We start from the raw sequence: 20,337 nt of genomic DNA on the forward strand, positions 1-20,337 counted from the left end.
AGGAGGACGCGCCTCAGCCATCCACACCGAAACCCAGCCATACAGACAAACTCCGTCAGTTACAGACTTCCAAACTCACGTCCAGACGAACCGCCACCGCATACGCAGCACGGGCCAGGAGGCGTCAAAACCCCGCCTGCCCACAATCCTGGACTGATCACCACTTCCGAAGTTACAGAGTCACGAACTCCCGAACGGCACTAGCCTGCCAACCAGACTTCCAGACCAACAGACTTCAAGAGTCACGAAGTCCGGAACTTACAGGCACCCCCACAGGAGGACGCGCCTCAGCCATCCACACAAACTCCGTCAGTTACAGACGCCATATCCGCAGGGGTCAGAATGAACGAGACAGCGAACCAACGGACGTACAAAAGTTGCTGAGTCTGCAACGTCGGGTATACCTACGAGACGCAGTAGCCAGGGCACAATCGACGCATCTGGCCCGGAAGACAGAGTCCGTGAGTTACAGAATTCCAATTTACGCGTCCGGCTATTAATTACAGTTGAAGAGGTGCCGCTGAGACCAGCCCAAACGCGATATGCCGTCTGCTTCCTTGGCTGCACGTGACTCACGAAGTAAAAGAGTTAAAAACTTCTCACGCCCCGTTCTGCGTTCAAGCTGCACCACCTCACGAAGCAGCACCCCCGTGTTAGCGGCCAGGAGAAACTGCCCACCGGCGATCAGCAAGTTGCCCCTAGATGGCCATCAGGAGCTGGCCGTCAGTGGCCACTCCACACTTGATGAATCCCCAGATCCGGTGCGACCGATAGCTACCCAAGGAAGGTCCGCAACTCATCGTGTCCAAAGGGGTCAAGAGCGCTAATTGCCCGAGACGAGGCGAGGCCCCGTCCGCCCGTTTTTGGATTCTTGCCCTTGTTTCCAGCCCGCCAGTCGAGGTCGGGCCACGATGCAGGACCCGCGTGAACCGGCAAGCAGGCACGGCGTTCGCCTCAGAATCCTGGCGAGAGCGGCAAGAAACCAGATCCTCCCGGCGCCCTCGAGCGACGGCGTTTCGACTGGCCGTCAGTGGGCAGCTCAAAAGGCCATGAGAACACAAACGGCAAGAATCCTATTGGCCATCTATGGGCAGTTTCTGTTGGCCGCAGACAACCCCGATCGTTCATCATCCAGTAGCAGCCGTATCACCGGTATGTACTCTTCATCGGTCTCGGTTCGCCAGCGCCCCTCGTTTCTGTTGATCATGTTCCATGCCGCCATGGTTTCCAGTGCCTGGTTTACCGCGGTGGGGGAGAGGCCGCTGGTTCGGGATAGCTCGGCGCTGGTGAGCGGCCGGACAGATCGTTCGATCGTTTCGTGGACTAATGCTGCCACCACCCCGAGTTCTCTAAAAAGGGGCGCAGGGCACGGATTTTTCCTGGTCGCCACGCTTTGGTTTCCGCGCGTTGGCGGTATTCATCTGAGATGACAAGTTCATAGAGGTCTCCGCGGACACCTCTACCTTCACCCGCTAAACGGACCCAGTAATGACGTGTAGCAGAGGCACAATCGCACGCATCTAGCCCAGGGCAAGAGTCCGCGAGTTAGAGTCTTCCGACTTCACGTCCGGCTATCAACCACCATTGAAGAGGGGCCGCTGCGCCTGCCCAGAACGCAATATCGCCGTCTGCTTCCCTACCTGCACACAACTCACAAAGTAACAGAGTTGCAGAGTTGCAGAGTTACAAACTTCTCACTCCCGCTCTGCGCTCCAGCTGCACCACCTCACGAAGCAGCCCCCCACGAGAGAACATCCACAACAGATTGTTCATCACCAGGCGGCCCGCCGTATTGCCAGTATGGGTAATCTTCATCGGCTTCGGCCAGTACCGGTTCGCGGGAGAGGGCTCTCTTGGCAAGCCATTGCTGCCAGATGGCTCGTTCAATCCTGTATCGGCGTAATTGTGCCCTCATGTCATCGAGTACGCCGAAGTATTCGGCAAGGCTTCTGAGGCTGGTTTTAGCGTTGATTCGCCAGCGCCCCTCGTTTCTGTTGATCATGTTCCATGCCGCCATGGTTTCCAGTGCCTGGTTTACCGCGGTGGGGGAGAGGCCGCTGGTTCGGGATAGCTCGGCGCTGGTGAGCGGCCGGACAGATCGTTCGATCGTTTCGTGGACTAATGCTGCCACCACCCCGAGTTCTCTAAAAACGGGGCGCAGGGCACGGATTTTTCCTGGTCGCCACGCTTTGGTTTCCGCGCGTTGGCGGTATTCATCTGGGATGACAAGTTCATAGAGGTCTCCGCGGACACCTCTACCTTCACCCGCTAAACGGATCATCGCTGGTGTTGAGGCTGCTAGCTGGCGTAGCAGGCGGGCGACCGTTGTTTCGTGGGTTCCAGTTGCCAGGGCAAGAGACCGGACACCGAACTCTATGAGCCGGCTCCCGCTCTTGTTAGCGGCTTCGCCCATCGCCCGCAGGAGCATGCGTTCCCCGAGTCCGGAACGTGTTCCTCGAAGGGATTCCTCATATATGAAGAGGGCGTTCTGCCAGGTCTTCAGGTACTGGTATTCAGCCGGGGAACCGGGGGAGTGGAGCAAGGTTACTACCGGGGGGTGTGTATTAGGCGGGCTTGTGTAGCTTTTATGGCCATTGTTATTTCCCGCCAGCGGGGTGCGTTGTTTTTTCTGGAATTTCTCGATGTAGCTGACGGCTTTTTGCCAATCCCGGCGCAGTGCTTTGCCTCGGTGAGTGGGGGAGTAGCGGGAGTAAAAGGAGACCATGCCGGGCCAAACGTTTTGATGCATAAGGCGGTTGACGTCTGCAAGCTCCCAGCCGGCCGCCACTGCCGAGGCAAGCACACTTTGGCGTGCTTCAGACGGGGAATTGAAGCGGCTGGTGTCGTAGTTTCCGCTCCGGGCGATATGTTCTTTGACAACTGGTAATGGGCGGCGACCGGCAGCTCTAGGAAGGTACTCGGTGGGCTCAAGCAGTTCAATTGGTTCCGCGTGTCGTTGTCTGACGGATGCCAGTTCATCAGCGAGGCCTTGGCGCAGGCTTATCCATCCGGGCCAACTGTTCCGGCTTCTCCTGGCAATGTCGTAGGCGGTGTTCAGGCTCATCGTGAGCCGTTGGTAGCCGCCCTTCTTCCAAACACTGCCAGGGACTCGAATGGCACCGGTTTTCGCGTTCTCATGCGGGCCGGGGTCGATGCTGGAGAACCGTTTGGCGGCCGCCTGAACGAATTCCTTGGCGTCGGTGAACGCGACACCGAAATTCAGCGGCAGGTACAGGTGACGCCCGCCGCTGGGCGACTTGTCTTCGATCCACCGCACGTCATTGCGAGAGAACCAGCGACGGAGGGCGCCATAGTCACTTTCTACTTTCTCCTGGCCCCCGCGGCTGATGTCGAGGTCAAGGCAAATAGTCCGGACTAGACCGTCGTTTCCGCACGTCCGCACGGCAGCCGGCAGCGAGGGAAGCGCGTCAGTGAGATCGCGTTCCCCGCTGTCTTTATAAGTCTTACCGCCGTCTCGGGACAGTCGGACCCGCGGTTGTGAGGCCAGCAGGGAAGCAAGAGCTCTCCACTCGGCCTGTGCCTGTTCACGGACCAGCAGCGAATTGGGGGAGGGGTGCGTTTTCGACACGCCGGTTATGGCGGTTTCGGAAACATCACCCACCGAAAAAAGGTGTGTGTGTATGATGGAACCAACTCCATATGGAGGAGGGCATGAAAATACCCTGTATCTGTATGAAGCTCTTCACCGCACATCTTGGCGGAGACACGGTGTAGAGCTGAACAACTTCATATGAAGGCCCGCTTAGGCGGGCCTTCTTTATTTAACTGGCACGGCTAATAGGCAAAGCCTCCTGACCGTGCAACGAGTTAACATCTATGGTCATCAGGTGTTCGTGCATTATTCGGGCAACGTAGTCGCTCACCGTGCTGCCTTCTGCCTCGGCTACGGTACGCAGCTTGTTGGCGTCTTGGACTGGCATGCGGGCACCAACGAGGTGGCGTTCGCCTTTGCTCCGGCGGCCGCCGCGACGATTTCCTGAGATAGCCATAAACGTATTCAATCGGTTACAGTAACCAATCGCCGGGAAGCTCCCCGGCGTGTCGCCAGACACTCCCTTGACCAAAACTTTCATGTCAGAGCCCTCCGGTTACCGCGGCGGCTAACGGCGAGCCACGCACTTGCGTCGTAGGTTCGTCCCCTCAGGCTTGAAAGCCTAGAGATGAGGTTTAGGCTGGACAACTGTTGCCAACGCGGGGACTGCAGCACCGACCTGCTGAGCCGGCCGGGTCGCATTTTGCTAATTCCTGCCATGTAACCTTCCTAGTGCCAAGCACCTTCGACGGATTGGTAAACGTGAGCGGGTCCTGTCAGGGTTGTCACGGACGAGTTGCCGTCCCATAAGTAGTCTATCCACACATGCGTGAATCATGTGTGAAACTTGGTGTGGTGAAGAAGTAATGCGAATTAGTTGGGACGGTGCCGGCAGTGCAGGCCTCCCGCACCGAACGCCGCAGTCCGTTGTCGATGAGCTCCAGCTGACAAGTCAGGTATCTTTTGACAGCCTCCTGGAAACGGTGGAAGCGGCACATGGCAAACCGATTACCGTACGACTCGTGCCAGATTCAACGCTTCCCGGCGTATCAGGACTCTGGCTCGAAACGGAGTTCAAATCCCACATCCTCGTTCCGCAGAATCACTCGGAACTGCACCGACTGCATGTAATTTGCCACGAGTTTGGCCACATCCTGCTACAGCACCAAAGTTGCGACGGATTGGCTGGATCCATGCCGTCAGTTTTCAATCACGTAGGGCAGAAAAAGGGCATCAAGCGAATGCTTGCGCGTTCTCCACACTGGAATGAGGTGGAAAAGGCGGCGGAGGAAGTTGCCTACTTGCTTTCTCGGATTGTGTTGGAAAAGTGGGCTGCGCCGACCAGCGACTTCGAAAAGGTCTTTGGATGAAATTGCTACAGATATTGCCTGCTCTCATCCTTTGGTCTGTGGTGCTAACACGGATCATTGGGTTGAGGTTCGGATGGAAGCCAGGAATCCTCACGGCGATGCTTCCTGTATCGATCGGCACCACGCTGAATATAGATCCGGTCTACTTGACTGTTGATTCATTGCTAGGCAATCGGAACATATTGAATCTGATCGTCCACATCGTCTTGGGGCTGGGCATGACCGAACTAAGCCGATTGATTGTCGCTGCTACGGGTGCGTCAGACGCTCGCTGGCGGCTGCTGGTTTTGGCGGGAGTAGCATTGTCTGTTGTCCAGGCAGCTCTGCTGCTCACGACGGAAACGCCCGGATCGGCCACAAACTTCACGGACATCTTCGCGGGCATCCCGGCCATCGGTTGGTACCAGGGGCTGTTCTTCGCATGGATTGGACTCATCACCGGGTACACGGGAATCGAATGCCTGCGCCGCAACCGAACCGGTGAAACGGCGTCTTTCCGTGTCGGGTTCGACATCACCGCTGTCTCGTGCCTCATCGGGGTTCTAGCCGTCGCGGTCAAACTACTGCTGGTGGCACAGGAATCAATCGGTTCGGAAAGCAGTGTCTCGGATACCGTTTACGTTGGCTATCGGCTGCTGGTCGCACTCACCTTGATCGGCTTCGCTATGGGCTTCGCGCTTCCTGCATTCCATCGGATTCGTCAGCAGGGGAGCGAGCGCCGACGAATTCGTAGCGCTCACAAGGGGCTTGAGCCAATTGTGAGCAGACTCCTTGAAACTGACGCAGGCCAACGTGCCCGGGAAGGCGCGGCACTCAGCCTGGGGCAGCGGGCATCTAGGAACCAGTTATACCGATGGGTGATTTTCGTTGACGATATTAGAGTTCAAAATCCGCAGCTTCTGTCAGCTGATGAAGTCGAGTTAGTAGAGAACATTGAGGCAAAAATTGCACGCTCAGGTCCTATTGGCGCCCAGATCCCGACTGGCAGCTAGCTTTTCAAAGATGTTCACACCGGCGGTTGTGCTGCTGGTGGTTATTGTCCTGGCCGGAATAAAGGCTGGGCTTGGACTCTTAGGCGTGATTATCCTTGCGGTCGGCATCATCGTCATTCCTGGATTCGCCTACAAAAAATTTGCCCTGATCGCGGGGAAGTTACGTTTGCCAGCAACTTGGCGAACAAAGGTGGTCACTATACTGACTGTTGTTGGGGCATTTGCTTGTACATTGCTGAACGTTCCTGCTCCCGTTCCAGCGACAGTCGTAGGACTGGTTAGCGGCAACGCGGGGTTGGCTTTGGCACGACGGTGGATGAACGCCTCGGCGCACGTATCGGTTATAACTTTCGCTGTTCTCTGGGGGACCGAGGTCTTCGACCCGGCGTTTGTATGGCTGTTGGTACTATCGCCGATGATGATGGCGAGTCGGACTGCCCTTCGGCAACATACGTGGGGCGAAGCTTTAGTCGGCGCCCTTATCGGAACAGTCACCTTCGGCTGTTTCGTCGGAGCTACAAATTGGAGCTGGATCACTTGAGCGATTTTGATCTGCCGCCGGAGCGGGCGGCTGGGATCCGCCGAGCCGAAACGCTCGCACGGAAGATCAACCTCCTGCTGGACGTGATTATGTCCGACACCGGTAAGCCCTTCGACTACCCGGCCATCCGTGAAGGAGCCCAAAAGGCCGGCTACTACCTGTCGCGGACCAGATGGTCCTTGTTGAAGGCGGGGAAAGAGCAAGTGGTTCCTGACGAGGCACTACGGGCCATAGCCTCGGTATTCGACGTCGACCCTGAGTACCTCCTTCAGGACGGCGGCAAGCTGCCCGAACGTGTTGAAGCGGAGCTGGAGCTGATTCGCAGTATGAGGCGCGCAGAGGTGCGAAACTTCGCTGCCAGAGCTCTCGGCCCGGTTGATCCGGAAGCGCTCAAGGCGATTACTAAAATTCTGGACGAGGAATCCTAAGCACCCTCTCGCCCCCTCGACTCAAATCACCAAGTTGAGCGTTATTGCTCTCACGGCCTGAAGTCACACATGTGTGACACATGCGTGATACGCTCAGGGCCGATGCGACACAACAACTTCACATCCCCAGCATTCAGAGACTCCGCCTGCCAGGGCCGTTCATTCCCCCAAGAGATATCTCATATACACGTCACCCTGCTCGCGCAGCCTGGCAAGGTCTATGGAGTATTGGATGCGCTGCCCGCTGCGGTCGCCGGCTTCCCCCTCGGCGTAGACAAGGGCTTCGGCTTCCAGGGTCTTGATGTGGACGTAGACCTGTCGGTAATCCACGCCGATCCGCTTGGCGATGTTTCCGGTGGTGTCACCGTCGGGGTGCCGGGCAAGGTCCCGGATGATGGCAGCCCTCAGGGTGTTGGCGTTGAAAACGGTCAAGGCGTTTCCAACCTCTGGGGGCAGTCCTGGGATCGGCTTGTAGATGCGGGGCACTCCATAATTCTCGCCTACCTTCGCAGCCCGATGAATTTACAACATCTTTTAAGTGATGCTACCATCATTTTTAAAGTGTTGCTGCCAAATCTTGGAGCCCGCCCGAACCCGGAAAAGGGGGACCAGACGTGAAGCCGAAAGGTCTCATGATCGGCGCCGTTGTCTTGGTGCCGGCGGTGTTCCTGGGCCTGGTCTTCTCATTGGTGCTGCTGGGAGGGTCAAGGCCGGCAGCTGCGGGTTGTGCCCCGGTTTCGGCCGCCAGTGGCGGCGATACCCAGGTTGATGGCTACACCCAGGAGCAGGTGAAGAATGCTACGGCCATCATCAACGCTGGTAAAACGTTGAACCTGCCGGTCAAAGGCCAAATGGTCAGTGTGATGGTCGCGTTGGGCGAGTCGGGGCTGCGTGTCCTGGACTACGGCGACGGCCCCGGACCTGACTCCCGTGGGTTGTTCCAGCAGCGCGACAACGGCGCGTGGGGCTCCTACGCAGACCGCATGGACCCGGCCACCAGCGCCACGAACTTCATCAGGGCCCTGCAGGCCATTGACGGCTGGGAACTGCTGGAGCCGACCATCGCCGGCAACAAGGTGCAGCGCAACGCCGACCCGTACCACTACGAAAAGTACTGGCCCGAGGCCGTCACCCTCGTTCAGGCACTCTCGGACGCGAAGGTCCCGCTGGAAAGCAGCGGCTGCGCCGTTCCGGGGCAATCCGGTGACGGGGATGACTACCCGTGGAAGGACGCTCCGACCTGGCTGCAGGTCGGAGCCAACAAAGCCAGCACGTCCCCGCTGAACATGTACTACCGCGAGTGTGTGGACTTCGCGTTGTGGCGGGTGAACCAGCAAATGGGTTCGACCAGCGCACCGTTCAAGTACCTCAACGGCACGTTCCGCCCCGACGGGCAGCGGCTGGGTTCCGCGCTGACGTGGAAGGCCGGCTGGGACGCCAAGGGCTGGCCCACCGGCGCCACGCCCCGCGTCGGCGCGGTCATTTGGTACGCGCCCGGTGCCGGGGGAGCGGACCCGACCTTCGGCCACGTCGCCGTGGTCAAGGAAGTCAACGACGACGGAACCTTCGTCGAGGAGGGCTATAACGGCAACCCGCCCCCGGATGACCACAACTACTACACCCGGACGGTCAGCAGCACTGTCCCCTCGGCTTTCCTGTACCTGCCCGTTCACGAGGAGAACCAGTGAAAAACCCTCTGGCCCTCATCGCGGCTGCCCTGCTCTGCACTGCCTGCGCTCCGGCAGCGAACCCCACGCCGGCACCGGCAGGACCAACCACGGCCACACCGTCCGCGCCTGTCTCGCTCAGCGCGGGCGGCGGCCCGCAGGCACCCGGCGGCACAGCCCCGGCCACCACCGGCATCACCTGGGACCAGGCCAGCAAGGACAAGGCCATCGAAACCGCCGGGAAGGCCATGGCCGACTTCGCCCGCCCTCAAGTGGAGGAACAGCAGTGGGCCAATGATCTTGCCCGCTGGCTGACCCCGCAGGTCACCGCACACTACTCAGCAGTTGACCCGGCCAACATCCCGGCCAACCGCGTCACCGGCCCGGCCACGCTGAGCGTCGATGAAACCAACGGCTACGGCGTCACCGCCGCCGTTCCCACCAACGCAGGCACCTACACGCTGCAGCTGCTCCGCACCGGCAGCCAAGCCCCGTGGAAGGTCAACCGGCTCACCCCACCAACGTCCTAAACGCCGCACCTGCCCCGCCCCACACACGTAAAGGAAAAAGAGTTCATGGGTATCACACCGACCGAGGTCCTGGCCTTTCCCAACATCAGTGCCATCGTCCGCGACAACGGAACCGCCGAAGTAGTCGTCGCCGGAAACTCCCGCATCGTTCCAGCCGGGGAATCGCTGCAGGACCTTCGCAACAACGCCCTGGACCTCGTGGTGGGAGAGGCCCGGACCCTGCAGCGCCCCGTCAGGGTCCGGATCCAGGACCCCGAAGGGCACGGTGAACTGATCGTGCACCCGGATAAGAACATCGAATCAGTCTCATACGAAACCCGCCCCGCCCGCCGCCGGACACAAGCTCCGGAAACCACACCCCAGGAGGCGGCGCCGGCCGTGGTCGGCACGGTCCCGGCCCCCGGACCGGAGACAGTACCCGCACAGCCGGACGCGGCTTCCGCCGCTCCCGCGAAGGAGGACGCCCGGCCCTGGCCGCCCGGCCCCGCGTCTTCCAGCCCCGCGTCTTCCGGCCCTGTGTCTTCGCCGGAACCGGCCACGCGCCGCTCTCTCCGGGACGCAGGTAGCTTCCTTGCCGCGCCGGGCACCGTTGAACCGGCCACCCGGGGCATCAGGGGAATGCTGAACAACCTGGGTTTCTCGCTGGCACCGTCAGCGGATGAACTGGGGGAACGCGAGGATATCCGGCTGGCCTCCAAGCACTTCGCCGGTACCCGCACCATTGCCGTGGTCAATCAGAAAGGCGGATCGAACAAGACACCGACCGTCGCCGATCTGGCGGCCGTGTTCGGCCGCAACGGCGGCAGCGTCGTGGCGTGGGACAACAACCCGACCACGGGAACGCTTGGCTGGCGGACAGAACAGGGCGACCACACCCGCAGCGCCCTGGACGTCATCGCTGCCGCTGACGCCCTGCTTTCGCCCACGGCCCGGTCCGCGGATATCAACGCCTTCGTTCACCACCAGAGCACCGATAAGTACGACGTGCTGCGCTCCGATGCGGATGTGGACGGCACCCACGAAGTCACCGCCGAAGAAGTAGACATCCTGCACCGGGTTGTCTCCAAGTACTACCGGCTCATCCTGATGGATTCAGGCAACAACCACCGAAGCGCAGAGTGGAACCGCATGATCGACCACGCGGACCAGCTGGTCGTTCCCACCACCAACGAAGAAGACCGCGTCGAGGCCGCCCTCCTGACGCTGCAGGGCCTGGACCTGAAAAGCGAACGCTCCGCCTCACTCGCGACCAACGCCGTCGTGATCGTCTCCGAGCGGCAGAAAGGCGAAGCCCGCCTCTCGCAGGAAACAGCGGCCAAGTTCCGTCCCTACGTCCGCGATGTCGTCGTTGTGCCCTTCGATCCGGCCTTGAAGTCCGGCCAGATCCGATTCGGCGCCCTCCGCCCCGCCACGCGCAGGGCATGGCTCCGGGCGGCAGCCGCGGTCGCCCGCGGCCTCTGACCGTGACCGACACATACCGAAACGCCGCAGCCCACCGATAAATCGTCGTCGCCCGTCCACGGGCCATGGCTTCTAGACACACTCAGCACCGATCTTCGGAACGGAAGGAGGAAACATGCAACAGTCCCTGAACCCCTGGGTCACCAGTGCAGCCGGGCCCGAGAACGCGTCAGAGCAAGCACCGGAAACGTACACGCCGCCGGCGGCAGTCATCAGTGCACCGCTGCGGGGCATGGTCGAACCCGACGCAGCGGACCGCCTGGCCCGCCGCACCATGACCGGTCCTGCGACGCTGTGGATCACCGGCGCTCACGGCGGAGCCGGAGAACGCACCATCGCCGACCTCCTCGACGGCGCACGCGCCACCGGTCACTGCTGGCCCGTACTCGACGACGCTCAACGGAAACCGGCCGTACTCCTGGTCTGCCGTTCGGATACGCGGGGTCTGAAAGCCGCGCAAAGCGCCCTCATCCAGTGGGCTTCCGGCGCGTCTCCCGCCGTTGATCTGCTGGGCCTGGCTGTTCTTGCCGATGCGCCCGGGAAACTGCCCAAGGCCCTGAATGAGTTCGCCCTTCTCGTGGGTGGAGGAGCGCCACGCCTCTGGATCTTGCCCTGGGTTGAAGCCTGGCGGCACGGGGACATGACGGCAGACATGCCGGGCCGCGAGTACCAGCGCTTCGCCACAGATCTCATAACCCTGACCAACCAGCCACCAACCACCCCGCAACAGCTTTAGTCTCACGAAAGGTCCCACCATGCAGAACAGCGCTCTTCTCCTTCCCCTCAGCTTCATCCCCGACCCGACACCCGTAGTTCCTCCGCAAGCTGAGGGCCTTTTGACCGTCCTGAACTGGGCGTCCGGTATCGGCCTCGTCCTCGGTGTCCTGGGCGTGATCATCGTCGGCATCGGCATGGTCATCCAGCTGCGCCGGGGCGAAGGCGGAGAATCCATCGGCAAGCTCGGCTGGGTCCTCGCCGGCTGCATCATCATCACCGGCGCTTCAGGCATCGTCCGCGCATTCGTCTAAAGCAGTTACCGGAAGGAGGATCATCATGAGCGGATCCAGGCAAGAGAACACCGAACAAAATCCCTTTACCCGCCCCGGGTTCATCATCTCGGCCGCCCTGATCCTGGCGATAGTTGCCGCCGGGATCGTGATCTTCTCCGTGCCGAGGGGAAGTACTGAAGCCCAGCCACCGGGCAACCCTGCGGCACCGGATGCACCCAGCAGTTCCGCCCCGGCCTCCGGTCTTGAGGAAAGCGTCTGCGGCCTTCCCCAAAGCGACAGCACCGCTTTGGGTGTGGCCCCGCAAACGACATGGGTTCTCCAAGACGGAATGGCTGTCCCGTCCGACCCTTCCAGTGTTGGACCGGGAACAACGGATTCAAACGGGCTCAAGTCCTGCTTCGCCCACTCGCCGGCCGGCGCACTCTATTCCGCAGCCAATATCTGGGCAACATCGTTCTACGGTGACGCAACACTGGTCTACCAGGACCTCACCGCTGACAGCCCGGCCAGCGACGCTGCCCTCCAGGCAATAAAAGCAGGGAAGGAAATTGGAGGTGGAAGCGCACCGAAAATGCAGATCCAAGGCTTCATCATCCGCAGCTACTCGCCCCGGACAGCGGTAGTCGACCTCGCGGTAAAGACCGAAACCGGTGCGCTCGGATCACTCTCGGCGTCATTGGTCTGGGAAAAGGGCGACTGGAAGCTGGAGCCTCCTGCTGCCGGTGGGAACCCCTTCCGGCAGATCCCGGATTTGAGTTCCTACATTCCCTGGGCCGGAGTCTGACATGGCGGACGACGAACAGTGCAACTGGTATGACCTCATCTGCTCCGGTAAATCCGCAGCAGAAGACGCCATCACCGACGTCGGGAACAACGGCATCGAATACCTGGGCCAGGCCATCATTGAGGCCTTGAGCAAAATCGTGACCACGCTGGCCACATTTTGGGTCGATATGCCCACACCGAACCTAACGACCCCCGACGGTGTGTCCCCAAGCGTCACTGTTGCCTTCCTGGAGAACGGCTTAGTCCTCTGGACCTTGTCCCTGGCTGTGCTGTCGGTGATCATCGGCGGCACCCGCATGGTCTGGGAACAACGCGGCGCACCACTGAAGGACCTGCTCCGGTCCTTGCTCACGCTCACCCTGGTCTCCGGCATGGGCCTTGCCGTCATCGCCATCCTCGTGGAAGCCGCGGATGTCTTTTCCACGACAATCATCAATACGGCAACGGACGGCGAAGGATTCGCCACAGCGATCAACGAGATCGCAGTCATCCAGGACGGCGACGCCATATTCCTGCTGATTGTTCTTGGTCTGATCAGCCTGCTGACTTCCTTGGTCCAGATTGTGCTCATGATTGTCCGCAGCGGGATGCTCGTCATCCTTGCCGGCATTCTCCCCACAACGGCTGCCTTCACCAACCTGGAGATGGGCCGGCAATGGTTCCAGAAGGCCGTGGGCTGGACCCTTGCGTTCATCCTCTACAAACCCGCCGCTTCAATGGTCTACGGGGCCGCCTTCGTGCTCATGGAATCCAATACCGGGGAGGACGCCCTGCTCGGCTCCATTACCGGGATCTCCCTCATGATCCTCGCCGTCCTGGCCCTCCCGGCTCTGATGCGCTTCGTCACTCCTCTGGTCAGCGCTGTTGCTGCCGGGTCAGGTGCAGGTTCAGGCGCGGCCGCGGGAGCTGCGGTGGGTGCCCTGGCCACGGGAGCAATCAACCTGGGACGCAGCGGCAGCGGACGCGGCAGCGCATCACCAACTCCGCCAAGCCAAGACCCCGGAGCCGGCACCGCGGGCAAGGTCAACACCGGAGCCAGCAAGACCGGGCAGAGCGGCGGCACCGCAACGAACGCCAAGCCGCCCCCCGGCGGTGCGGGGCAGAACGGGTCGAAGGGCGGGGCAGCGCCGACGGCCGCATCCGCAGCCGGAGGAGGTTCGTCCGGGGCAGCTGGCGCAGCAGCAGGACCGGCAGCAAGTACCGGGATCAAGCTGGCAACGAAAGCCGGCGAGGCCGCACAAAAAACCGCGCAGGACTCAACCGGGGAGGGACCCAGTGGCAGCAATTAACACCGAATACAAGGAACCGTCCTATGGAAACTGGCGGGTCCCGCGCTCCGCCGGACTGGGATCCCTCGGCGCCATCGGCACCGGCATCGTCATGGCCGGACTGCTGCTGGGCATCATCACCTTCGCCATCTGGGGACTCTTCGCCGGTCTGGGCGTCCTGACAGCAGCCGGACTACTGGTCCTGCTGCTGACAGTCAAGGACAAACACGGGCAATCCATGGTCGACCGCTTCGCCACCCGGATGAGCTTCCACCTCGCACGATCGGCCGGAACGAACCTCTACCGCTCCGGCCCCCTCGGGATGACCGAATGGGGCATGTATCAGCTGCCCGGTCTGGCCGCGCAGTCGAGGCTCTACGAGTTCACCGACTCCTACAACCGCCCCTTCGCCCTGCTGCACGTGCCCGCTACCGGCCACTTCACCGTGGTCTTCTCCACCGAACCCGACGGGGCCTCGCTGGTTGACCCTGAACAGGTCGACGCCTGGGTGGCCAACTGGGGCGGCTGGCTCGCCGGCCTGGCCGATGAGGCCGGGCTGGACGCCGCAGCGGTAACGGTGGAAACCGCCCCGGACTCCGGCTACCGGCTGCGCAACGAAGTGAACATGAACATCGACCCGAACGCACCGGAATTCGCGAAAGCGATTCTGCGCGAAGTCGTGCACACCTACCCGGAAGGATCGGCCACCGTCCGCGCCTGGGTCTCCCTGACCTTCAACGCCTCCCTGCGGGCCGGTTCGAAGAAACGCGAACCGGAAGACGTTGCCCGTGACCTCGCCTCGCGGATCCCGGGACTGTCGGCCCGCCTGCAGTCCACCGGAGCCGGCATCGCCCGCCCGATGCCGGCACAGGAACTCTGCGAGATCGTCCGGATCGCCTACGATCCCCCCGCCGCGCTGATCATTGACCAGGCCCACGCCGCCGGTACCCCGGTATCCTTGGCCTGGGGCGAGGCCGGGCCCACCGCGACCCAGGCGAACTGGGAGACCTACCGGCATGACAGCGGGTTCTCGGCCTCCTGGACCATGACCGGGGCTCCGCGCGGGTCGGTGAACTCCTCGGTCCTGTCCCGGCTGCTGGCCCCGCACGGGGACATTGACCGTAAACGGATCTCGCTGCTGTACCGGCCGATGGATTCCGCCCGGGCCGCTGCCATAGTGGAGCGCGACCAGAACAACGCGAACGTCCGCATCACCTCCGGGAACCGGCCCAGTGCCCGGGCCCTGGTCGATGCCCGCTCCGCCGTGCAGACCGCCCAGGAAGAAGCCCGGGGCGCCGGGCTGGTGAACTTCGGGATGGTCGTCACCGCCACCGTGACCGACGCCGAACGGCTCTCGGATGCCGTGGCCGCCATTGAGCAGACGTCCGGTACCGCCCGGGTGCTGCTGCGCCGCGCCTACGGCGCCCAGGACACCGCCTTCGCCGCCTCCCTGCCCCTGGGCCTGGTCCTGCCCAAACACAGCATGCTGCCCTCCGAAATCAAGGATGCCCTGTAATGAACTGCCTGAAGCTCTTCGCCCGCCCCGCCGGGAAGACCACCGGACCGGCCAAGGCGGCGCCGCAGAAGACACCTAGGCCGCCCCGCGGGCCCGGGCCGGGCGCCCGCGGCTGGTCCGGCCGCGGCGGAGGCATGGCACAGCTCGTCCCCTCGGTGCGTGAGTACAGGGGGACGACGGTCCAGGTCTGCGGGCTGTGGCCGTTTTCCTCCGGCGCGTCCTCACCCATGACCGGCGTCCCGCTGGGCCGCCATGAAGAAACCCAGGCCACGGTCTGCTGCGACCCGATCAGCTGGTTCCAGCGCGCCCGCCTGATTTCCAACCCTTCCGCCTTCATCCTCGGCAAACCCGGGCTCGGCAAGTCCACGCTGGTCCGGCGCATGTTCCTGGGCCTTGCCGCCCAGGGCATCCACCCGCTGGTTCTTGGGGATTTGAAGGGCGAGCACGTCAAAGCCGTCCAGGCCCTCGGCGGGCAGGTCATCAAGCTCGGCCGCGGTGTCGGGTACCTGAACATCCTCGATCCCGGCCAGGCCGTCGAGGCCGCCGGGCTTCTCGAGGACCACGGCCACCACGACGCCGCCACCCGGGTCCGGGCCGACGCGCACGGCCGCCGGCTGAACATGGTCGTCTCGCTGATCACGATCAGCCGGAACAACCCGCCCAGCGATCAGGAACAAACCATCCTGGACCGGGCGCTGCGGGTCCTCGACGAGCGGTTCGAGGGCATCCCGGTGCTGCAGGACCTCCTGGACGTGATTGTCTCCGCCCCGGATGAGCTGCGCCAGGTCGCACTGGACCGCGGCGACATGAAGGTCTACCTGCAGGAGACCCGGGCGTTGGAAGCGACCCTGCTGGGCCTGACCGGGGGAGGGAAGCTGGGAGAAATCTTCTCCCGGCAGACCACCAACCCCATGAGACGGGACCGGGCCGTGGTCTTCGACGTCTCCAGCATCGACGAAACAGAAACGGACCTGCAGGCCGCAGTGCTGCTCGCGTGCTGGTCCTACGGATTCGGCACCGTGAACGTCGCCAACGCCCTCGCGGACGCGCACCTGGAGCCGCGCCGGAACTACTTCGTGGTGCTGGACGAGCTGTGGCGGGCGCTGCGCTCCGGCAAGGGCATGGTCGACCGGGTGGACGCCCTGACCCGGCTGAACCGGTCCGTCGGCGTCGGGCAGATCATGATCTCCCACACCATGTCCGACCTGCTGGCGCTGCCGGCAGAAGAGGACCGGATAAAGGCCCGCGGCTTCGTGGAACGCTCCGGCATGGTGATCTGCGGCGGTCTGCCGGCCTCGGAAATGCCGCTGCTGACCTCCGCCATTCCGCTCTCCCGGCAGGAGCAGCAGAAGCTCATCTCCTGGCAGGACCCGCCAGCCTGGGACTCACGCGGCCTCGACGTCGACCCCCCGGGCCGGGGGAAGTTCCTCATCAAGGTCGGCGGCCGCCCCGGCATCCCCGTAAAGATCGCGCTGACCACCCTTGAGAAGAACGACGGCCTGAACGACACCGACACCAGATGGCACAAACCCGCGGAAACACCCAGGGAACCGGTGGCACCTGAGCTGCCCGGCGAAGGAGGGACACGATGAGTGCTCCGAAGCGTAAAGGCATGGGTGTCGGGGATGCCCTGCTGGTCTGGCTGGCCATTGGTTTCATTGTCGTCTTTGGCGGCGGCACCTACGCGGCCGCCCATCTGGGCTCCCGGATCGCCGGTATCGAGGCTCCGCCTGCCCATCCCATTGACCTGATCGCCGGTCTGGTCAAGGGCCGGGTGCCCTGGCCAACCCAGTTCACTCTCGCCGCGTGCCTCATGGCCGGCGTGGTCCTCGTGCTGGCCGTTATCGTGCTGGTGGCCTGGCGGCATGGCGCGTCGAAGCGCGCCCGGGTGGATAAGGCCGCCCGCTATTTGGGCCGTGGGAAGTCGCTGGCCGCGTTCTCCGAAAAGGGAGCGATGGCCACCGCCGAGCGGCTCGGTGTGAAGGACACTCCCGGAATCACCGTGGGCACGGTGGTCTCCACCGGCCGGAAGTTCATTCAGTCCTGGGAGGACCTCAGCCTCGATATCTGGGGCCCACGGACGGGTAAGTCCACCTCACGGGTGATGCCGGCGATCTTGGACACGCCAGGGGCTGTGGTGTCGACTTCGAACAAGCGTGACGTCGTGGACGGTACCCGCGGCGTCCGCGACAAGGTCGCACCGGTGTGGGTGTTTGATCCGCAGAAGATTGCCCAGGAAGAACCGCACTGGTGGTGGAACCCGCTCTCCTACGTCACCGACGAGGAAAAGGCCTACAAACTCACCCAACACTTCTCGGCCGGCTCCCGGGTGCCGGGGTCCAAGCCCGATGCCTACTTCGATCCGAAAGCCGAAGACGTTCTCTCCTCCTATTTCCTCGCCGCCGCCCTCGGGAACTTGCCGATCACGCAGGTGTACCTATGGGTGACCGAACAGGTCAGCCAGGAACCCATCGAAATCCTCAGGGAGCATGACTACGAGCTGCAGTACAAAGGCCTGGAATCCACCCTGAAGCTGGCCGATAAGCAGCGCGACGGGATCTTCGGCACCGCCGAGAAAATGATCCAGTGCCTCAAAAGCCGGAACACACTGCGCTGGGTCGCCCCCGCGGGCGGCGCAACCGTGGCCTCTGATAAGCGCCGTCAGTTTAACCCGCATGCCTTCGCCGCTGCTTCACAGGAGACGATCTACATCCTCTCCAAGGAAGGCGCCGGTTCAGCCGCCCCACTCACCACCGCATTGACGGTGGCCATTGCTGAAGCGATGGAGGAACGCGCCGAGCGCAGCGGCGGCCGCCTGCCCAAACCCGCACTGTTCGCCCTCGATGAGTTGGCCAACGTCGTCCGCTGGGCCGGCCTGCCGGACCAATTCAGCCACTACGGTTCCAAAGGCCTGGTCGTCATGGGCATCCTGCAGTCCTGGTCCCAGGGCGTCGAACTCTGGGGCGAGGCAAACATGCGCAAAATCTGGTCCGCCGCGAACGTCAAGGTCTACGGCGGGGGTGTAGCAGAAGAAGGCTTCCTCCGCGCCCTCTCGGACCTCATCGGGGACTACAGCTACACCAACGTCTCAATCTCCTCGGGCAGGTCCGGGTCCAGCCGCTCACGCCAGGAAGGCAAGGAACGCATCTTCGACGTCTCCAACCTTGCGGAGCTGGACCGTGGCCGCGCCGTCGTCCTCGCCTCCGGCGCGCCCGCCACGCTTGTCCGAACCATGCCCTGGTACACAGGGCCGCACAAGGAAGCGGTAGAAGCGTCCATCAAGAAGTTCAGCCCGCGCCCGGAAGAAGAAGCAGTGCCGGTAGCTGCCGCCCCTGCTACCAATCCCTGGGTGACCGGGTAGGAGACCCATGACGATCGACATCGGACGTTTCGCTGAAGCCCCCAGCGGAGGCATGGTAGAGCCGACCGCTGCCGCCGGGGAACACCATACGCAACCGGAGCTCGTCTACGGCTCAGCCGAAGAGTTCCTGCACGAGCAACTCCTGCCCACCTACGTCCGCGATGTCGACGGACGTGCCGCAAAGTGGTGCATCGAGTGGTATTTCCACCCCGAAGCCGTGTCCCGTATAGAGGCCCTGTGGCGGGCCTGGGAACACCTCAGACTCGACGGAGCCACCGGCATGAGCGTCTGGTTCAAAGACCACGCAGACCACCACATGAGCGTGCTCCTCGACCCACGCGGGCCGTTCTACAAATGCGACATGCAAAAGCACCGCGACCCCGAACACCTGGAACCCAAAAAGGCCCCAAACGGCTGGTTCCCCGACGTGCGAGTCCAGTAAAGGTGACGGTAACTCTAAGCTGTCCACAGTTGGGGTCAATTCGTGTTATCCCCACGGCTGGACATTTGGGAGCCATAGGGATGGCAATGTCCCTGCCGGACGCTTTGTCCGTGAAGACCCGGTCCAGAACCTGGCCTTCGAGCTGGCGCTTCTCGTTCTGGTCCAACGTGCTTACGCGCACGTACCCGATCCGCTGTCCGGCCACTGTTGCTCCAACCCTTCGCTTGTGAGGTTGAGTTCTAGCCCCGTCCTACAAGGAAGTCAAGACCCGGACCTTCGTCGTCAGCTTGGGATGTACCGTACCTGGACGAGCTCCCGGCTCGCCCGCTCGTTCGCCCAACGCCTGTGTCTCTAGTTGCTTGTTCCGTCCGGGAGGACAAGTCCTGGTCGTGTCGTGCGGCCCTCGATGCACGGCAGAAGGCTACACCTGGACAATTTAATCTTCGTTAGCAAAACGAAAAACTACACCGTGATTCGTCGCGCGCCGACCATGGCTTTGCCGGCGGAGGCATGGCGCAACTGATCCGTTTCCCGCTGCTTCGGCCACCGTGCCTCACTCCGGTTTGGGATACCCATTGCGTACAGAGATCCGTGCCGCGGCCAAAAGCACCTGCTCGGCAAGCTCGGGGAAAGTGGTTTCGTTTATGCGAAATGTGGGACCTGATATGGCCACGGTGGCAATAACATCACCCTCAAGTCCCCGGATGGGCGCGGCGATTGCAGCAAGCCCGATTTCGTCCTCCTCAGAGGTGAAACCCCACCCGGCTTGACGGATTTCCGCGAGCTGATTGAAGAGCTCGCCGATGTCCGTGACCGTGTGGTTGGTGTAGCGCTCTAAGGGCTCCGCAAGGACGGCCCGCGCCCTGTCCTCGGGCATGTGAGCCAGAAAGACCTTGCCGGACGCGCTGGCATGCATAGGATACTTGCGTCCCACCCAATTGACTGCAGTCAGGGACGACGCGCCCATCACCTGGTCAATGCTAATGACCGCGAAACCATTATTTATCACCAGATTCACGGTCTCGCCCACGGCGGCAGCCAATTCTTGACAAATTGGACGGCTTACCACTGACAGGTCGTGCTTTCCGGTTGCCCTTTCCGCGAGCCGGACCACTCCGAACCCGAGCTGATACCTGCCCCGGTGGGAGGTCTGCTCCACCAGACCGCGTGCCTCAAGAGTGGCCAGCAACCGGAACGCGGTGGACTTATGAATGTTGAGTTCCGTAGCAAGGTCGGTGACAGCCACGGGGCCGCGACGTGCCAGAACCTGAAGGATTGAAATCGCTCGGTCAACCGAATGAACCGAGTTGCCTGCCTTGCTGGGAATGTTCTCCACACCAAAACGCTACATCACAGCCGCCTCTAGCCCCGCGGCCGGGGCCAGCACCAGGCATCGCGCCCAGGTTGTTCGG

19 protein-coding genes and 1 pseudogene are annotated in these 20,337 nt (G+C 62.3%); 16 read left to right on the forward strand and 4 right to left on the reverse strand.

All coding sequences use genetic code 11. The features are described from left to right. Positions 1 to 1,726: 1,726 nt before the first annotated feature. Positions 1,727 to 3,622: a MarR family transcriptional regulator gene (locus tag AC3A4M_RS14830; protein WP_498736475.1), complete on the reverse strand. Its 1,896-nt coding sequence runs from the start codon at positions 3,620 to 3,622 to the stop codon at positions 1,727 to 1,729. 196 nt (positions 3,623 to 3,818) lie between these two features. Between AC3A4M_RS14830 and AC3A4M_RS14835 the strand changes: the two genes are divergently transcribed. The 5 genes from AC3A4M_RS14835 to AC3A4M_RS14855 all read left to right on the forward strand — a co-directional run bounded on the left by AC3A4M_RS14835 (position 3,819) and on the right by AC3A4M_RS14855 (position 6,884). Further along, positions 3,819 to 4,001, forward strand: a complete 183-nt coding sequence (locus tag AC3A4M_RS14835) for a hypothetical protein (RefSeq protein WP_498736476.1) — start codon at positions 3,819 to 3,821, stop codon at positions 3,999 to 4,001. A gap of 388 nt (positions 4,002 to 4,389) precedes the next feature. Next, a complete protein-coding gene (locus AC3A4M_RS14840; protein ID WP_498736477.1) occupies positions 4,390 to 4,923 on the forward strand; it encodes an ImmA/IrrE family metallo-endopeptidase in 534 nt (177 codons plus the stop codon). Continuing rightward, positions 4,920 to 5,915, forward strand: coding sequence for a hypothetical protein (locus AC3A4M_RS14845; RefSeq protein WP_498736478.1), 996 nt, complete (start codon positions 4,920 to 4,922; stop codon positions 5,913 to 5,915). The genes AC3A4M_RS14840 and AC3A4M_RS14845 overlap by 4 nt, the downstream gene beginning before the upstream one ends. Positions 5,916 to 5,925: 10 nt before the next feature. After that, positions 5,926 to 6,456, forward strand: coding sequence for a hypothetical protein (locus AC3A4M_RS14850; protein WP_498736479.1), 531 nt, complete (start codon positions 5,926 to 5,928; stop codon positions 6,454 to 6,456). Next, positions 6,453 to 6,884, forward strand: coding sequence for a hypothetical protein (locus tag AC3A4M_RS14855; RefSeq protein ID WP_498736480.1), 432 nt, complete (start codon positions 6,453 to 6,455; stop codon positions 6,882 to 6,884). The genes AC3A4M_RS14850 and AC3A4M_RS14855 overlap by 4 nt, the downstream gene beginning before the upstream one ends. Positions 6,885 to 7,043: 159 nt before the next feature. On the opposite strand, the gene AC3A4M_RS14860 is transcribed toward AC3A4M_RS14855, so the two are convergent. After that, complete coding sequence (locus AC3A4M_RS14860; protein WP_498736481.1) at positions 7,044 to 7,316, reverse strand: helix-turn-helix domain-containing protein; 273 nt, start codon at positions 7,314 to 7,316, stop codon at positions 7,044 to 7,046. Positions 7,317 to 7,516: 200 nt separating this feature from the next. Here AC3A4M_RS14860 and AC3A4M_RS14865 point away from each other — a divergent pair, with 200 nt between their 5' ends. The 11 genes from AC3A4M_RS14865 to AC3A4M_RS14915 all read left to right on the forward strand — a co-directional run bounded on the left by AC3A4M_RS14865 (position 7,517) and on the right by AC3A4M_RS14915 (position 18,925). Continuing rightward, positions 7,517 to 8,572: a CHAP domain-containing protein gene (locus AC3A4M_RS14865; protein WP_498736731.1), complete on the forward strand. Its 1,056-nt coding sequence runs from the start codon at positions 7,517 to 7,519 to the stop codon at positions 8,570 to 8,572. Beyond that, the gene (locus AC3A4M_RS14870; protein ID WP_498736482.1) at positions 8,569 to 9,081 is read left to right on the forward strand and encodes a hypothetical protein; all 513 of its coding nucleotides are present in this window, start codon (positions 8,569 to 8,571) and stop codon (positions 9,079 to 9,081) included. Before AC3A4M_RS14865 ends, AC3A4M_RS14870 begins: the two co-directional genes overlap by 4 nt. Before the next feature lie 45 nt (positions 9,082 to 9,126). Further along, complete coding sequence (locus tag AC3A4M_RS14875; RefSeq protein ID WP_498736483.1) at positions 9,127 to 10,542, forward strand: MinD/ParA family ATP-binding protein; 1,416 nt, start codon at positions 9,127 to 9,129, stop codon at positions 10,540 to 10,542. Between the two features lie 115 nt (positions 10,543 to 10,657). Continuing rightward, positions 10,658 to 11,278 carry a DUF6668 family protein gene (locus AC3A4M_RS14880; RefSeq protein ID WP_498736484.1) on the forward strand — a complete coding sequence of 207 codons (621 nt, stop codon included), beginning with the start codon at positions 10,658 to 10,660 and terminating at the stop codon, positions 11,276 to 11,278. A 19-nt stretch (positions 11,279 to 11,297) separates the two neighbouring features. Beyond that, positions 11,298 to 11,570: a TrbC/VirB2 family protein gene (locus tag AC3A4M_RS14885; RefSeq protein ID WP_498736485.1), complete on the forward strand. Its 273-nt coding sequence runs from the start codon at positions 11,298 to 11,300 to the stop codon at positions 11,568 to 11,570. Between the two features lie 25 nt (positions 11,571 to 11,595). Beyond that, positions 11,596 to 12,336: a DUF8175 domain-containg protein gene (locus AC3A4M_RS14890; RefSeq protein WP_498736486.1), complete on the forward strand. Its 741-nt coding sequence runs from the start codon at positions 11,596 to 11,598 to the stop codon at positions 12,334 to 12,336. Between the two features lies 1 nt (position 12,337). Then, complete coding sequence (locus AC3A4M_RS14895; protein ID WP_498736487.1) at positions 12,338 to 13,627, forward strand: TrbL/VirB6 family protein; 1,290 nt, start codon at positions 12,338 to 12,340, stop codon at positions 13,625 to 13,627. Continuing rightward, entirely contained in the window at positions 13,614 to 15,122 is a 1,509-nt protein-coding gene (locus AC3A4M_RS14900; RefSeq protein WP_498736488.1) for an SCO6880 family protein, read from the forward strand. Before AC3A4M_RS14895 ends, AC3A4M_RS14900 begins: the two co-directional genes overlap by 14 nt. Then, complete coding sequence (locus AC3A4M_RS14905; RefSeq protein WP_498736489.1) at positions 15,122 to 16,714, forward strand: helicase HerA domain-containing protein; 1,593 nt, start codon at positions 15,122 to 15,124, stop codon at positions 16,712 to 16,714. Before AC3A4M_RS14900 ends, AC3A4M_RS14905 begins: the two co-directional genes overlap by 1 nt. Beyond that, a complete protein-coding gene (locus AC3A4M_RS14910; protein WP_498736490.1) occupies positions 16,711 to 18,483 on the forward strand; it encodes a type IV secretory system conjugative DNA transfer family protein in 1,773 nt (590 codons plus the stop codon). The genes AC3A4M_RS14905 and AC3A4M_RS14910 overlap by 4 nt, the downstream gene beginning before the upstream one ends. A gap of 7 nt (positions 18,484 to 18,490) precedes the next feature. After that, a complete protein-coding gene (locus tag AC3A4M_RS14915) occupies positions 18,491 to 18,925 on the forward strand; it encodes a DUF4913 domain-containing protein (RefSeq protein WP_498736491.1) in 435 nt (144 codons plus the stop codon). A gap of 76 nt (positions 18,926 to 19,001) precedes the next feature. Here the strand turns inward: AC3A4M_RS14915 and AC3A4M_RS14920 are convergent. Further along, positions 19,002 to 19,130, reverse strand: a pseudogene (locus AC3A4M_RS14920) (recombinase family protein); the annotation flags it as partial. Between the two features lie 348 nt (positions 19,131 to 19,478). Next, positions 19,479 to 20,261 (reverse strand): IclR family transcriptional regulator, encoded by a 783-nt coding sequence (locus tag AC3A4M_RS14925; protein ID WP_498736492.1) that lies wholly within the window; start codon positions 20,259 to 20,261, stop codon positions 19,479 to 19,481. Between the last annotated feature and the right edge of the window lie 76 nt (positions 20,262 to 20,337).

The sequence above is a fragment of the Arthrobacter sp. Soil_C_60 genome (assembly GCF_057656375.1).